Annotated in this window: 12 protein-coding genes; 5 read left to right on the top strand and 7 right to left on the bottom strand. The window is 66.6% G+C overall.

Annotated features, from left to right (window positions below; genetic code table 11):
* The first annotated feature begins 272 nt into the window (after positions 1 to 272).
* From MYXE_RS08830 to MYXE_RS08820, 3 genes are read left to right on the top strand one after another with little or no spacing between them, the layout of a single operon-like run.
* Positions 273 to 1319 carry a DinB family protein gene (locus MYXE_RS08830; protein WP_232061764.1) on the top strand — a complete coding sequence of 349 codons (1047 nt, stop codon included), beginning with the start codon at positions 273 to 275 and terminating at the stop codon, positions 1317 to 1319.
* Positions 1316 to 2167, top strand: a complete 852-nt coding sequence (locus MYXE_RS08825) for a ribokinase (protein ID WP_085193529.1) — start codon at positions 1316 to 1318, stop codon at positions 2165 to 2167. Before MYXE_RS08830 ends, MYXE_RS08825 begins: the two co-directional genes overlap by 4 nt.
* A gap of 14 nt (positions 2168 to 2181) precedes the next feature.
* Entirely contained in the window at positions 2182 to 3009 is an 828-nt protein-coding gene (locus MYXE_RS08820) for an enoyl-CoA hydratase/isomerase family protein (RefSeq protein ID WP_003921056.1), read from the top strand.
* A gap of 76 nt (positions 3010 to 3085) precedes the next feature.
* On the opposite strand, the gene MYXE_RS08815 is transcribed toward MYXE_RS08820, so the two are convergent.
* Positions 3086 to 5137 carry an NAD(+) synthase gene (locus MYXE_RS08815; protein ID WP_003921055.1) on the bottom strand — a complete coding sequence of 684 codons (2052 nt, stop codon included), beginning with the start codon at positions 5135 to 5137 and terminating at the stop codon, positions 3086 to 3088.
* 58 nt (positions 5138 to 5195) lie between these two features.
* Here MYXE_RS08815 and MYXE_RS08810 point away from each other — a divergent pair, with 58 nt between their 5' ends.
* Together MYXE_RS08810 and MYXE_RS08805 are read left to right on the top strand one after the other, a co-directional pair.
* On the top strand, positions 5196 to 5735 hold the full coding sequence (locus MYXE_RS08810) for a cysteine hydrolase family protein (protein WP_085193531.1): 540 nt from the start codon (positions 5196 to 5198) through the stop codon (positions 5733 to 5735).
* Positions 5736 to 5842: 107 nt separating this feature from the next.
* Positions 5843 to 6706 carry an NAD-dependent protein deacetylase gene (locus MYXE_RS08805; protein WP_003921053.1) on the top strand — a complete coding sequence of 288 codons (864 nt, stop codon included), beginning with the start codon at positions 5843 to 5845 and terminating at the stop codon, positions 6704 to 6706.
* A 53-nt stretch (positions 6707 to 6759) separates the two neighbouring features.
* Here the strand turns inward: MYXE_RS08805 and proB are convergent, their stop codons facing one another.
* From proB to ndk, 6 genes are all read right to left on the bottom strand, one after another.
* A complete protein-coding gene (proB, locus tag MYXE_RS08800) occupies positions 6760 to 7866 on the bottom strand; it encodes a glutamate 5-kinase (protein WP_085193533.1) in 1107 nt (368 codons plus the stop codon).
* Complete coding sequence (gene obgE, locus MYXE_RS08795; protein WP_085193535.1) at positions 7863 to 9305, bottom strand: GTPase ObgE; 1443 nt, start codon at positions 9303 to 9305, stop codon at positions 7863 to 7865. Before obgE ends, proB begins: the two co-directional genes overlap by 4 nt.
* Before the next feature lie 65 nt (positions 9306 to 9370).
* A complete protein-coding gene (rpmA, locus tag MYXE_RS08790; RefSeq protein ID WP_003921050.1) occupies positions 9371 to 9637 on the bottom strand; it encodes a 50S ribosomal protein L27 in 267 nt (88 codons plus the stop codon).
* Between the two features lie 14 nt (positions 9638 to 9651).
* Complete coding sequence (rplU, locus tag MYXE_RS08785) at positions 9652 to 9963, bottom strand: 50S ribosomal protein L21 (RefSeq protein WP_003921049.1); 312 nt, start codon at positions 9961 to 9963, stop codon at positions 9652 to 9654.
* A gap of 134 nt (positions 9964 to 10097) precedes the next feature.
* Positions 10098 to 12902 (bottom strand): ribonuclease E, encoded by a 2805-nt coding sequence (gene rne, locus MYXE_RS08780; protein ID WP_085193537.1) that lies wholly within the window; start codon positions 12900 to 12902, stop codon positions 10098 to 10100.
* A 286-nt stretch (positions 12903 to 13188) separates the two neighbouring features.
* Positions 13189 to 13587 carry a nucleoside-diphosphate kinase gene (ndk, locus tag MYXE_RS08775; protein ID WP_039890229.1) on the bottom strand — a complete coding sequence of 133 codons (399 nt, stop codon included), beginning with the start codon at positions 13585 to 13587 and terminating at the stop codon, positions 13189 to 13191.
* Between the last annotated feature and the right edge of the window lie 40 nt (positions 13588 to 13627).

Raw genomic sequence — 13627 nt, 5'->3', positions numbered from 1 at the left:
GTACATCGGGTTCAACGTGCCGCCTATGGCAGTGCCGTGGTGGACGATGTTGAACATGACCGTTCCCCGAGACGCCAACCACGACGGCGGCAAGCAGCTAGCAGCGCTGGCTGCGGAAGATCACGTCTGCGCGGATTGCGTCTTGACGTACCCGGAGATCACCGTCGAACAGGCGGTGGAGGTAATTGCGGCCTTCCGGCTGCGGTCGGTCAAGTGGTCTCAAGCCTCCCCCCGATGCGCTTCGCGAACGTCCCGACCCGAACGCTTGGTCAGTGATCGAGTACGTCTGTCATCTGCGCGACGTCTACCTCACCTACACCATTCGTTTGCATCGCGCCCGTACCGAGGAACGGCCAACGCTGGAGCCGACGCTCAATGACCTGCGGGCGCGCCGGTTCCGCTACAACGATCGCGACTTGACGGCAATGCTCGACGAACTGGCCTTGATGACAGCGGGGTTTTGTGAGGAAATTGCCCGTACCCGCCAACATGAGTGGGATCGGCTCGTGACTCGTTCGCCCGGCGAACAGCGCACCGCCCGTTGGCTTTTTCGCCAAGCGATGCACGAAGGTGTCCACCATCTCGCCGATATTCGCAGAGTCAGTATGAAAGTCACCGGCGGTCCCGATACCGGGGAGTGCGCCGGAGTGCGGCAGATGGGCGGGTTGACTCCTCGGGTGGCCGCGGAAGCGATGGCAATGGCCGTCGCACATCTGCAGCAGGTTGATTCCAGTCCGGTGTGGCGACCGATCGATCCTCGTGACCGTGAGTGGCTCGTCAACCAGCCGTTGCCGGAGCAATCACAGCCTCTGCCAGACCTTCTCCGCGATGTCAAGACCCGTGTCCTGCATTATCCGATGGGCAACGGTCACCGGCGATTTTTTATTTTTCGGATGGCTCAACTCACAACCGTCCGCGGCTGGATAGCGGTCGAACCGTTGGCGGCCGCGTTGAATCCGAGCGACCACCTCGGTAGTGGCATTCCGGTTCACCGGTACCGGTGCCACCAAGCACGACGTCGACCGAGTCAACCGCGATTTACCGACGTTGCTGAAGCGGCGCGGAAACGTCTTCCTCACTGGCACCACGCTACGTGGACACCCGTCACTGCGTATCTGCTTGCTGAATCCTGCTGTGCAACAAGAAGACCTGCGATTGCTCATCGAGGAAATCCGACCCGTGGGCGCTCAACCCCGAGAATAAGTCATGCTACTGATTCCCCAGCCACCAACAGAGGGCGCGCAACCATTGCGGTACCTGGTGGAGTCACGTTTGCCGATACGAAAGGGCAGCCGACTGCCTTACCGTTAGCGCCATGACGACACGGGTATGCGTGGTAGGCAGCGTCAATCTGGACACCGTGTTCGACGTAGAGGCGCTACCGCGGCCCGGCGAAACGGTGTTGGCCGCGTCGATGCGATCCGAACCCGGCGGCAAGGGCGCCAACCAGGCGGTGGCCGCGGCCCGGGCGGGCGCCCGGGTGCAGTTCGTCGGCGCAGTAGGCGACGACCCGGTGGGCGCCCGGCTGCGCGAAAACCTCGTCTCCAACGGCGTGGGCACTACGGGGCTGATCGTGATCGCCGGACCAAGTGGTCACGCGGTGATCTTGGTCGATTCCACGGGTGAGAACACGATCGTCGTTGCACCGGGTGCCAACGGCCGACTCACGCTGGACTCCTCCGGCGCACGCGCCGTCGTCGCCGACTGCGATGTGTTGTTGCTGCAGTTGGAGATTCCGGTGACCACGGCGGTCGCGGCGGCCAGAGTGGCTCATGCGGCCGGGGCCGTCGTCATGCTGAACGCCTCGCCGCCGGCCACGGATCTGGCCGAGCTTGCCGGGCTGACCGACGTCGTCGTGGTCAACGAATCCGAGGCGGCGCAGTGGCATTGGCCGGTCCCACATTTGGTGATCACTCGCGGAGCACACGGGGCATCCTACGTGGGCGCGCATACCGAATTCGGCGTGGCCGCACCGGCAGTCGAGCCGGTGGACACCTCGGGCGCCGGTGATGTGTTCGCCGGGGTGCTGGCCGCCGACTGGTGCGGTGACATCGACCGCGCCCTGCGTCGCGCCTGCGCGGCCGGAGCCTTGGCGACACTCGTTCCCGGGGCCGGTGACTGCGCACCGCTGAGCCGGGCCATCGACGACGCCGTCGTCCCGGGCTGAGTTAACGTCTCCCCATGCCGACTCCCGACGACAGCAGCCCGCGCCCGCCCGAGGGCGACTGGTTAGGAACCAAGTACCTGCGATTTACCCGGGAAGGTCCGTTCGCGGTCGTGACGCTGGACCGGCCGCACGCGCGCAACGCCATGACACCGGCGATGTACTTCGGCATCCGGTACGCGGTCACCCGGGTCAACTCCGACCCGGGTCTGGCAGGGCTGCTGATCACCGGAACCGGTGACGTGTTCGCCCCGGGCGGTGATCTTGGCGGCGGCGGCGACGACAACTGGATGCAGTTCGGCTCGGCGCTATCGATGGATGTGACGCCGTTCGACACGTTGCGAAAGTCGGCCAAACCGGTGGTTTGTGCGGTCAACGGCCTGTGCCAGGGCGGCGGGCTGCAGATCGCGATGTGCAGCGACGTCGCGGTGGTCAGCGACCGCGCAACATTTCGTGTTCCCGAGTTGTACCGCGGCATCGCCGACACCTATTACAGCCAGATGCTGGCCCGCATCATCGGCCCGGTCCGCACCCGCGATCTGATGTTCACCGGCCGGACGCTGACGGCCGGCGAGGCGGTCGAGTGGGGCATGGTGGCGCGGGTGGTGCCGCACGACCAGTTGATGGATGCCGCGCGCGAGGTGCTGGCCCAGTGTTGCCGGACAGCGCCCGGAGCTCGCCGCATCGTGAAGGCCAGCTTGGACAACTACCTGGGCCTCTACGACCGGATCGGGATGGAGGCCAGCATCGAAAGCGCCGAAGCCGTCGAAGGATTCCGGGCCTTCGCCGAACGGCGATCCCCGAACTGGGTGCACCCCGAACTGCGGGTGGACGGCCGCTTGTAGTGCGCAGGCACTGAAGCCAGCCACGGAAACCCCATCCGACGGCAGCCTGCGCCCCGGTTGCCACCCGTGCACACGCCTACGCCGACGCTGAGTCAGGTATCTCGCGCTCGATTTCGTCGAGCCAGGCCCGAGCCGACATGTCCGATGGCGCGCGCCAGTCGCCGCGCGGAGACAACGCTCCCCCATGCGACACCTTGGGCCCGTTCGGCAGGGCCGAACGCTTGAATTGGCTGAACGAGTAGAACCTCTCCACGAAAACCTTCAGCCAGTGCCGGATGTCATGCAGCGAGTACGACGGCCGCTTGTCTTCGGGAAAGCCGGGCGGCCACGTGCCGCGGTCGGGGTCGCTCCAGGCGTGGTAGGCCAGAAAAGCGATCTTCGACGGGCGAAACCCGTAACGCAAGACATGGAACAACGAAAAGTCTTGCAGCACATATGGGCCGACCTTTGCTTCGCTGCTTTGGATCTCCTCTTCCTCGCCGGTGGGCACCAGTTCAGGGGTTATCTCGGTGTCGAGGACGGACTGCAGTGTGGCACAGACCTCGTCGTCGAACTGGCCGGAGGAGATCACCCAGCGGATCAGGTGCTGGATCAGCGTTTTCGGTACGCCACCATTGATGTTGTAGTGCGACATATGGTCTCCGACACCGTATGTCGACCAGCCCAGCGCCAGCTCGGACAGGTCACCGGTGCCGAGCACGATGCCGCCCCGCTGGTTGGCCAGCCGGAACAGGTAGTCGGTGCGCAAGCCGGCCTGGACATTTTCGAAGGTGACGTCGTAGACCTTCTCGCCGCGGGCAAACGGGTGATCGATGGTGGTGAGCATCAGCTGGGCGGTGTCGCGGATGTCGATTTCCTCGAAGGTAACTCCCAGCGCGTGTGCCAGCCGAATCGCGTTGCCCTTCGTGCGCTCCCCGGTGGCGAAGCCGGGCAGTGTGAACGCCAAAATGTCGCTCCGCGGCCGGTTTTCCCGGTCCATGGCGCGGGCCGCGACGATCAGTGCGTGCGTGGAGTCCAGCCCGCCGGAAATACCGATCACGATTTTCGGGTAGTTCAGCGCTCGCAGCCGCTGCTCGAGCCCGGCGACCTGAATGTTGTAGGCCTCGTAGCAGTCCTGCTCCAACCGCGACGGATCGGCCGGCACGAACGGAAACCGCTCCACCTCGCGTCGCAGCCCGATATCGTCGGTCGGGGGGTCGAGCCGAAACTCGATGCGCCGGAACGACTCTGCCACCACCCGGTGATGACGCCGGTTGTCGTCGAAGGTGCCCATTCGCAACCGCTCCGACCGTAGCAATTCGGTGTCAACGTCGGCGACCGAACGGCGTTCCCCTTTGGGAAAACGTTCCGATTGGGCGAGCAGTATCCCGTTCTCCCAGATCATGGTCTGACCGTCCCACGCCAGATCGGTCGTCGACTCACCCTCGCCTGCGGCAGCGTAGACGTAGGCGGCCAGACACCGCGCTGACGCTGAACGCGCCAGCAGGCAGCGGTCTTCGGCGCGCCCGATCGTGATTGGGCTGCCGGACAGGTTGGCCAGCACCGTCGCACCGGCTAGTGCCGCCTCCGCGCTCGGCGGAAGCGGCACGAACATGTCCTCGCAGATTTCGACGTGCAGGACGAAACCCGGCAGATCCGCGGCGGCGAACAGCAGATCCGGGCCGAACGGCACCTGGGCTCCGCCGATACGGATCGTGCCGTGTTCGTCGTCTCCGGCCGCGAGTTGGCGCTGCTCGTAGAACTCTCGGTACGTGGGCAAATACGACTTGGGCGCGACGCCGAGCACGACGCCGCGGTGAATGACGACCGCGGTGTTGTAGATGCGGTGCCGGTAGCGCAGCGGCGCGCCGACTACCAGCACCGGCAGCAGGTTGGCGGAGGCCGCGACGACGTCGAGCAAAGCGTCTTCGACCGCGTCGAGCAGGGTGTCCTGCAGCAAGATGTCCTCGATGGAGTAGCCGGACAGCGTCAGCTCGGGAAACACCGCCAGCGCGACGGCGTCGTCGTGGCATTCGCGGGCCAACCGCAGCACCGACTGGGCGTTGCTCGCAGGGTCACCGATCGTCGTCCGGTGCGTGCATGCGGCGACGCGCACGAATCCGTGGCTATAAGCGCAGTAGAAGTCCATCTCCAGTACATTCTCGCCTGGCCGCTGCCATTGCGTGGCAACCGGGTATGCACAGTCCATGAGTGATACCGCTGTGCTGGTTGTCGACATGCTGAATACCTATCGGCATCCCGACGCCGAACTATTGATCTCCCATGTCGCAGAAATCATCGAGCCGCTAACCGATGTGGTGCGTCGCGCGCATACTCGCGACGACGTCGACCTGATATACGTCAACGACAACCACGGCGATTTTACCGCCGAGTTCTCCGACATCGTCCGTTCGGCACTCGAGGGTGCCCGGCCAGACCTGGTGGAGCCGATCGTGCCGGCTGCGGACAGCCTCAGGGTCACCAAAGTCCGCCACAGCGTGTTCTATTCCACGCCAATGGGATATCTGCTCGGGCGTCTCGGCACCAAACGGTTGATCCTCACCGGACAAGTCACCGAGCAGTGCATTCTCTACAGCGCGCTTGACGCCTATGTGCGCCACTTTCCGGTCGTGGTCCCCACGGATGCCGTCGCACACATCGATGCCGAGCTGGGTGCGGCGGCGCTGACGATGATGCAACGCAACATGGACGCCGAGCTGACGAAAGCGGCGCACTGCCTGGACTGAATCGCAGTGCCGCGCCCTTCTGGGGCGAGCGGGCGAAAATACCGCTTGTCCCGGCGTGTCGGCGTACAGGCGGGCCCGCTCGCGCAGTGGCGTCTACCCTCGATCGCGTGCAGATCGCCGACGTTGCCGTGCCGCAGCTGGTCGCCCTGCTGGCCGGGCGTCGTGTGGTGGTGCTGACGGGCGCAGGAATCTCCACCGACTCCGGTATTCCCGACTATCGGGGACCCGATTCACCGCCCAGCAACCCGATGACGATCCGCCAGTTCACCTCCGATCCGGTGTTCCGGCAGCGGTACTGGGCGCGCAACCACGTCGGCTGGCGGCACATGGACACCACGGTGCCCAATGCGGGGCATCGGGCGTTGGCGCACCTCGAGCGCTGCGGTGTGGTGAGCGGGATCATCACCCAGAACGTCGACCTGCTGCACACCAAGGCCGGCAGCCGCACGGTGGTCAATCTGCACGGCAGCTACGCGCAGGTGGCCTGTCTGAACTGTGACTATATGACCAGCCGCGCGGCGCTGGCCGAACAACTGGAGGCGTTAAACCCCGGATTCATGGAACGATCCGAAGCCGTGGGCGGGCTGGCTGTCGCTCCGGACGCCGATGCCGCCGTCAGCGACACCGCCTCGTTCCGCTACCTGGACTGCCCGTGCTGTGGCGGCATGCTCAAACCCGACATTGTCTATTTCGGCGAGAATGTTCCCAAAGACCGTGTCGCCCAGGCGTACTCATTGGTCAATAGTGCTGATGCGCTGCTGGTGGCGGGATCGTCGCTGACGGTGTTCTCCGGCTACCGGTTTGTGCGCCACGCGGCCGCGACGCGCATACCGGTCGCCATCGTCAACCGCGGTCGCACCCGCGGCGACGACCTGGCCGCGGTCAAGGTGGACGGCGGCTGCTCGGAGGTATTGACGCTGCTGGCCGACGAACTCGGCTGTGCGCCTGTCACGGCAGCCGGCGAGTGGTGATCGGCGTTGCACGCACAAGTGCACCAACTGGCCGAGTCTGGCGGCTCACCGTGCTATACGGCGACGAGGTCATCGGCGTGCACGGCGGGCCGCCGCAGTTCCGCGGGCAGTTCCGATGTCGAGCGACCCATCATCGTGGCCAGTTCCGTCGCGTCGTAGGCGACCACGCCGCGGGCCACCACCGCGGCGTCGGGACCGCGCAGTTCAACGACGTCGCCCCCGCAGAACCGGCCCGACAGCGCGGTGATTCCCGCGGGCAGCAGCGAGCGGCGTTGCCGCAGCACCGCCCGCACCGCGCCCTCGTCGAGGGTGAGCGAGCCGGCCGACTCTGCCGCGTAGCGCACCCAGAACCGGCGGGCCGACATCCGCTCGGGCCGGGCCGCGAACACGGTGCCCACCGATGCGTCGGTCAGGGCGGGGGCGGCGTCGGCGGCCGCAGCCAGCAACACCGGCACCCCGGCGTCGGCGGCCAGCAGCGCGGAGGACACCTTGGACGCCATGCCGCCCGTGCCCAGATGGCCGCCCCGGCCGGCGACCACACCGTCGAGATCGCTCCGAGCAGACACCTCGGCGATAAAGCGTGCCTGCGGCGATTTGCGCGGGTCGGTGTCGTAGAGGCCGTCGATGTCGGAGAGCAGCACCAGCGCGTCGGCACCGACCAGGTGCGCCACCAGCGCCGAAAGCCGGTCGTTGTCGCCGAACCGAATCTCGTTGGTGGCCACGGTGTCGTTTTCGTTGACGATCGGCACCGCGTGCAGAGCGCGCAGCCGGTCCAGGGTGCGCTGGGCGTTGGTGTGTGACACGCGCATCGAAATGTCGTGTGCGGTCAGCAGTACCTGCGCGACGGTGCGCCCGTAGCGGGCGAACGCCGCGCTCCACGAATTCACCAACGCGACCTGCCCAACACTTGCCGCGGCTTGCTTGGTCGCCAGATCCGCTGGCCGCCTTGATAATCCGAGCGGTTCGATGCCGGCAGCGATAGCCCCTGACGACACGACGACGACGTCGGAGCCCGCTTTCATCCGCGCCTCGATGGCATCGGCGAGCCCCGCCAGCCTGCCGGCGTCGAACATGCCGGACGGTGTGGTCAGCGCGGTGGTGCCGACCTTGACGACGACGCGCCGCGCGGTGCGGATGGCTTTCCGGTGCGGGCTGGTCATGGCTCCCCGCGGTGTTCGCGGCGCCGGCGGCGGGCCTCCTTGCGTTCAGCGGCGCTGACCCGCTCGGTGTGTTCCACGCGTGCGTCGGTGCCCCGACCGGACATCGGCACGGGGACACCGGCGGGTGTCTGCGGCTCCCAGTCGAAGGTCACGTCCCCGATGGTGACCGCGCAGCCCGGTTCGGCACCCATCCGCATCAGTTCCTCTTCGACACCCAGGCGCGCCAACCGGTCGCCCAGATAGCCCACCGCTTCGTCGTTGTCGAAGTCGGTCTGGGCGATCCAGCGTTCGGGCCGTGCGCCGTGTACCACGAATCCCCCATGGCCGTCTGGTTCCACGGTGAAGCCGCTGTCGTCAACCGGCACCGGGCGGATCACCGGCCGTCGCGGTGCCGGCTCGGGATGCGCGGCATGATAGGCCGAGACCATGTCGGCAAGTGCAAATATCAACGGCTGCAAGCCTTCTCGGGTAACAGTGGACACGGCGAACACCGGCCAGCCACGCTCGGCGATGTCGTCACGGACGAAGGCGGCCAACTCGCGGCCTTCTGGCACGTCGATCTTGTTGAGCACCACCGCTCGGGGCCGCTCGGCAAGGTCGGCCAGCGCGCCATCGCCGCGCAGCGTGGGGGTATACGCGGCCAGCTCGGTTTCCAGCGCGTCGATATCGGAGACCGGGTCCCGGCCCGGCTCGGCGGTGGCGCAGTCGACGACGTGGACCAGCACCGCGCACCGCTCGACATGCCGCAGGAAATCCAGGCCGAGGCCGCGGCCCTGTGATGCGCCCGGGATCAGGCCGGGCACGTCGGCGACGGTAAAGGTGTTCTCGCCCGCCGAGACCACGCCCAGATTGGGCACCAGCGTGGTGAACGGGTAGTCCGCGATCTTCGGTTTCGCTGCCGAAATCGCCGACACCAGAGAGGATTTCCCCGCCGAAGGAAACCCGATCAACCCGACGTCGGCGACCGTCTTGAGTTCGAGGATGAGATCGCGGGCCTCGCCTTTTTCGCCCAGCAGCGCGAACCCCGGCGCCTTGCGCGCGCGCGACGCGAGCGCGGCATTGCCCAATCCGCCGCGACCGCCCGCCGCGGCGACGAATCGCGTGCCAGCACCCACCAAGTCGGCCAGCAGCCTTCCACTTTCGTCGAGTACCACGGTGCCGTCGGGAACCCTGACCTCCAAGTCGGTGCCGGCGGCCCCGTCACGATTGCCGCCCATGCCCTGCTTACCTGACGGCGCGACCAAATGCGGGCGAAAGTGAAAGTCCAGCAGGGTATGTACTTGCGGATCGACCACCAGGATCACGCTGCCCCCACGACCGCCGTTGCCGCCGTCGGGCCCGCCGAGCGGCTTGAATTTCTCCCGCCGAACCGAGGCGCAGCCATTACCGCCGGAGCCCGCCCGCACGTGGATGGCGACGCGGTCGACAAACCGGGGCATCAGGGATCACTCCTTCGAACGCAACGCCAGGGCGCAAGCGGCCCGCCGCGTTACATTCGCGCGGCTCAGCCGGCCGTCGGGCCGACGGGCACCACGCTGACGGTTTTGCGCCCCCGCTTGACACCGAACTGCACCGCCCCCGCCGCCTTGGCGAACAGCGTGTCGTCGCCGCCGCGGCCGACGTTATTCCCGGGGTGGAATTTGGTGCCACGCTGGCGCACCAGGATTTCACCGGCCTTGACTACTTGGCCGCCGAACCGCTTGACACCTAGCCGCTGGGCAGCAGAATCACGGCCGTTGCGCGAGCTGGACGCACCCTTCTTGTGTGCCATGTCTGTCGCCTCCGTTACTTGATTCCGGTGACCCGCAGCACCGTCAGCTGTTGCCGGTGGCCCTGGCGCTTGTGGTAGCCGGTCTTGTTCTTGAACTTGTGGATACGGATCTTCGGGCCCTTGGTGTGCTCGAGCACCTCGCCCGTTACCGCCCTCTTGGCCAGCGCGGCGGCATCGGTGGTCACTTTCGCGCCGTCGACCACCAGCGCGACGGGCAGCGTCACCTTGGCGCCCGGCTCAAAGTCGAGTTTTTCAACCTTGAGCACGTCTCCCTCGGCGACCTTGTATTGCTTGCCGCCGGTCTTGACGATTGCGTAGGTCGCCATCGTTGGTCTCTACCTCTTCTTCGGGGCGCGCGCTAGCAAGGGCTGCGCGAAGCGGGTCTGGGGAGCGCCAGGCAGGCCCTGGCGGCAACCGATCTAGTGTACGTGACCAGCGACTACAGGATCAAACTGCCCAGTTAGCCCCCGTGGATCGGTGGGCCGGCCGGCCGGACCGCAGCGCGACGCCGGCGCGGGCCCGCTGACGCTGTGAAGCTGATGGGCGGGACCGCGGGGTCACCGGCGCGACGATCCGGGGCCCGCTGGGTATCACCGCCAGAGTCATCACCACCGGAGTCACCGACATCCCCGCCGCGGGCTTCCTCCGAGTCGTCGTCCTCCTCGGACCGGTCGACGACATCGAGGTCGTCGTCGTCGAGGTCGAGGTCGTCCTCTTCGCCGAGGTCTTCCTCTTCGTCAAGGTCGACCTCGTCCTCTTCGTCGGTGTCTTCGAAGTCCTCGTCGTCGGTGTCGAGCAGGTCGTCCTCAGCTACCTCACCGGCAACCTGTTCGTCGGCGTCCTGCCGCGATTCGTCTCCGGGACCACCGTCCACCCCGGCAGGTCCAAGCTCCTCGCGGGACTCGCTGGGTTCGCCATCCTGGCGGCCGTTGGCGGCGGCCATCGCCTTGAACATCGGATGCTCGCCCGGTGCGTGGTCAGGCAGCTTGGTGACCAGCGATTCGTCGGCGCGACTCTTGCGGGACCGCCTGCCGCGGCGACCGCCCGCCTCGGATTTGCGCCCGGCGGCCTGTGTCGAGTCGACGGGGTCTGTGTGCAGCACCAGGCCCCGGCCACCGCAATTGGGGCATGGCGTGGAGAACGCCTCGATCAGACCGGTACCCAGCCGCTTGCGGGTCAGCTGCACCAGTCCCAGCGAAGTCACTTCTGAGACTTGGTGGCGAGTGCGGTCGCGGGCCAAGGCTTCGGTCAGCCGCCGCAACACCAGGTCGCGGTTGGACTCCAACACCATGTCAATGAAGTCGATCACCACGATGCCGCCGATGTCGCGCAGCCTTAGCTGACGCACGATCTCCTCGGCCGCTTCGAGGTTGTTCTTGGTGACGGTCTGCTCGAGGTTGCCGCCCGATCCGGTGAACTTGCCGGTGTTGACGTCGATGACCGTCATCGCCTCGGTTCGGTCGATCACCAGCGTGCCACCAGACGGCAGCCACACCTTGCGGTCCATCGCCTTGGCCAGTTGCTCGTCGATGCGGTGCACCGCGAACACGTCCGGCCCGTCATTACCTGGGGGCTCGTACTTCGTCAGCTTCGGAAGTAGTTCGGGTGCAACCGAATTCACGTATTCAGTGATCGTGTTCCAGGCTTCGTCGCCGGAGACGATCAGCTCCGCGAAGTCCTCGTTGAACAGGTCGCGGATGACCTTGACCAGCACGTCGGGTTCTTCGTAGAGGGCCACCGCGGCACCGGCGGCTTTTTCCTTGATCTCTGCGGCCTTCGCCTCGATCTGTGCCCACCGCTCCTGCAGCCGGTTGACGTCGGCGCGGATGTCCTCTTCCTTGACGCCCTCCGACGCGGTGCGGATGATCACCCCCGCATCGGGCGGCACCACCTGGCGCAGGATTTCCTTGAGCCGTTGGCGTTCGGTGTCGGGCAACTTGCGGCTGATCCCGGTCGACGACGCCCCCGGCACATAAACCAGGTAGCGCCCGGCCAACGACACCTGGGTAGTCAGCCGGGCGCCCTTGTGGCCGACCGGGTCCTTGCTGACCTGCACGACGACATAGTCGCCGGGTTTGAGGGCCTGCTCGATCTTGCGGTTGGTCCCGCCCAAACCGGCAGCCTCCCAGTTCACTTCCCCGGCGTAGAGCACACCGTTGCGGCCGCGGCCAATGTCGACGAACGCCGCCTCCATCGAGGGCAGCACATTTTGCACGATGCCCAAGTAGATGTTGCCGACCAGCGAAGCCGACGCGGCCGAGGTGACGAAGTGCTCGACGACGATGCCGTCCTCAAGCACCGCGATTTGGGTGTAGCGGCTGCCCGGGTTTGGGGGCTCGGTGCGGATCTTGTCGCGCACCACCATCACCCGCTCAACCGCTTCGCGGCGGGCCAAGAACTCGGCTTCGCTCAGCACCGGCGGGCGACGCCGGCCGGCGTCGCGACCGTCACGGCGGCGCTGCCGCTTGGCCTCGAGCCGGGTCGAGCCGTCGATGCCCTGGATTTCGATGGCCGCTGGAGCGTCGTCGCCGGTTTCGGCCTTGTCGAGTGTGCGCGGCTCCCGCTCGTGGACCACGGTGTTGGGTGGGTCGTCAGGCGCGGGCCCGTTGTCGCCGTCGTCTCCCGAACCGGACCTGCGTCGGCGACGCCGGCGGCGGCGGCGGGTGCCGATCTCCGATGAGGCGGTTTCGTCGGTGTCGTTGTCGGTGTCCTCGGAGTCGGTCGTCTCGGCGTCGGCGGCGTCTTCATCGCCGTCGGTTTGGCCGCGGCTGTCGGCTCCACCCGGCTCGCCGCGCCCGCGGCCACGTCCCCGTCGGCCGCGGCGGCGCCGACGGCCAGCGGGACGCTCGGCCTGTTCTTCGTCGAGCTCAGCGTCGTCGAAGTCATCGGAGTCGTCGGCGCTGTCGGAGAAGTCCGAGTCCGCCTCGATCGGTTGCGGCGCCACAAATAGCGGCATGTACTCCCGACGTTCGACCGCGGTCTCAGGCATCAACCGGGACTCGGGCTCGTCGGCCTGTGTCGGCTCACAGTCCGCGGGATCGCCCGACGCGGAGGCCAGCAAGTCGCGCACCCGGACGGCATCGACCCGGTCCACCGTTGAATGCGCGCTGCGCACCCGCCCGTCAAGTTCGGTCAGCGCGTCGAGGATCCGTCTGCTGGTGGTTCCCAGCGCACGTGCCAGCGAATGGACCCTTAGCCGGTCCGGCAGATCCTCGTGCTGTGTCGGATTTCCTGATAGGTCTGAAGGTTGCGCACGGTCTACCACGTAGTCTCCTCAAGCCCCCGGGCGCGTCATGACGACGCGGCCACGCGAGGGCTTCACTATGTGCCCGGGTAGCTTCTCCCGGGCTTGTAATCGTCTCGCGCCGAGCGGCTCGAGTAGAACCCGCTCGGCGCCCGGCTGAATGATGGCTCGACAGTCGGCGCCGCACCGCCGACGGCGGTGGTCGCGCTTGTCTAGGTCTTCATTCGGGCTTCGGACACCGGTCTGGCGACGTTCACCCGATACCCAGTATCCCACACGACCGGCCTCAGACCGACCACTGCGCTCGCTAACGGTAGTCGGGAAACCACAGCGCGATCTCCCGCCGGGCAGATTCCGCCGAATCCGAACCGTGGACCAGGTTGAATTGCGTTTCTAGCGCGAAGTCGCCTCGGATCGTGCCCGGGGCCGCCTTCTCCACCGGGTCGGTGGCCCCGGCAATCTGGCGCACGGCCGCCACCGCTCGCGGGCCCTCCACGATTGCTGCCACCACCGCTCCAGAGGTGATGAACTCAAGCAACGGGGTGAAGAACGCTTTGCCCTCGTGCTCGGCGTAGTGCTGGCGGGCCAGTTCGTCGCTCACCTTTCTCAGCTCAAGTGCTGCGAAGGTGAGGCCTTTGCGTTCGATGCGGCTGATGATCTCACCGATCAGCCCACGAGCGACGGCGTCCGGCTTGACCAACAGCAGGGTGCGCCGCTCCTCCTCATCGCTTCGCTCTGCATCGTCG

It is taken from the genome of Mycobacterium xenopi (assembly GCF_009936235.1).
Classification (GTDB): Bacteria; Actinomycetota; Actinomycetes; order Mycobacteriales; family Mycobacteriaceae; genus Mycobacterium; species Mycobacterium xenopi.
The sequence above is the reverse complement of the archived record's forward strand: the minus strand, read 5'-3'. Positions and strand labels throughout refer to the sequence as shown.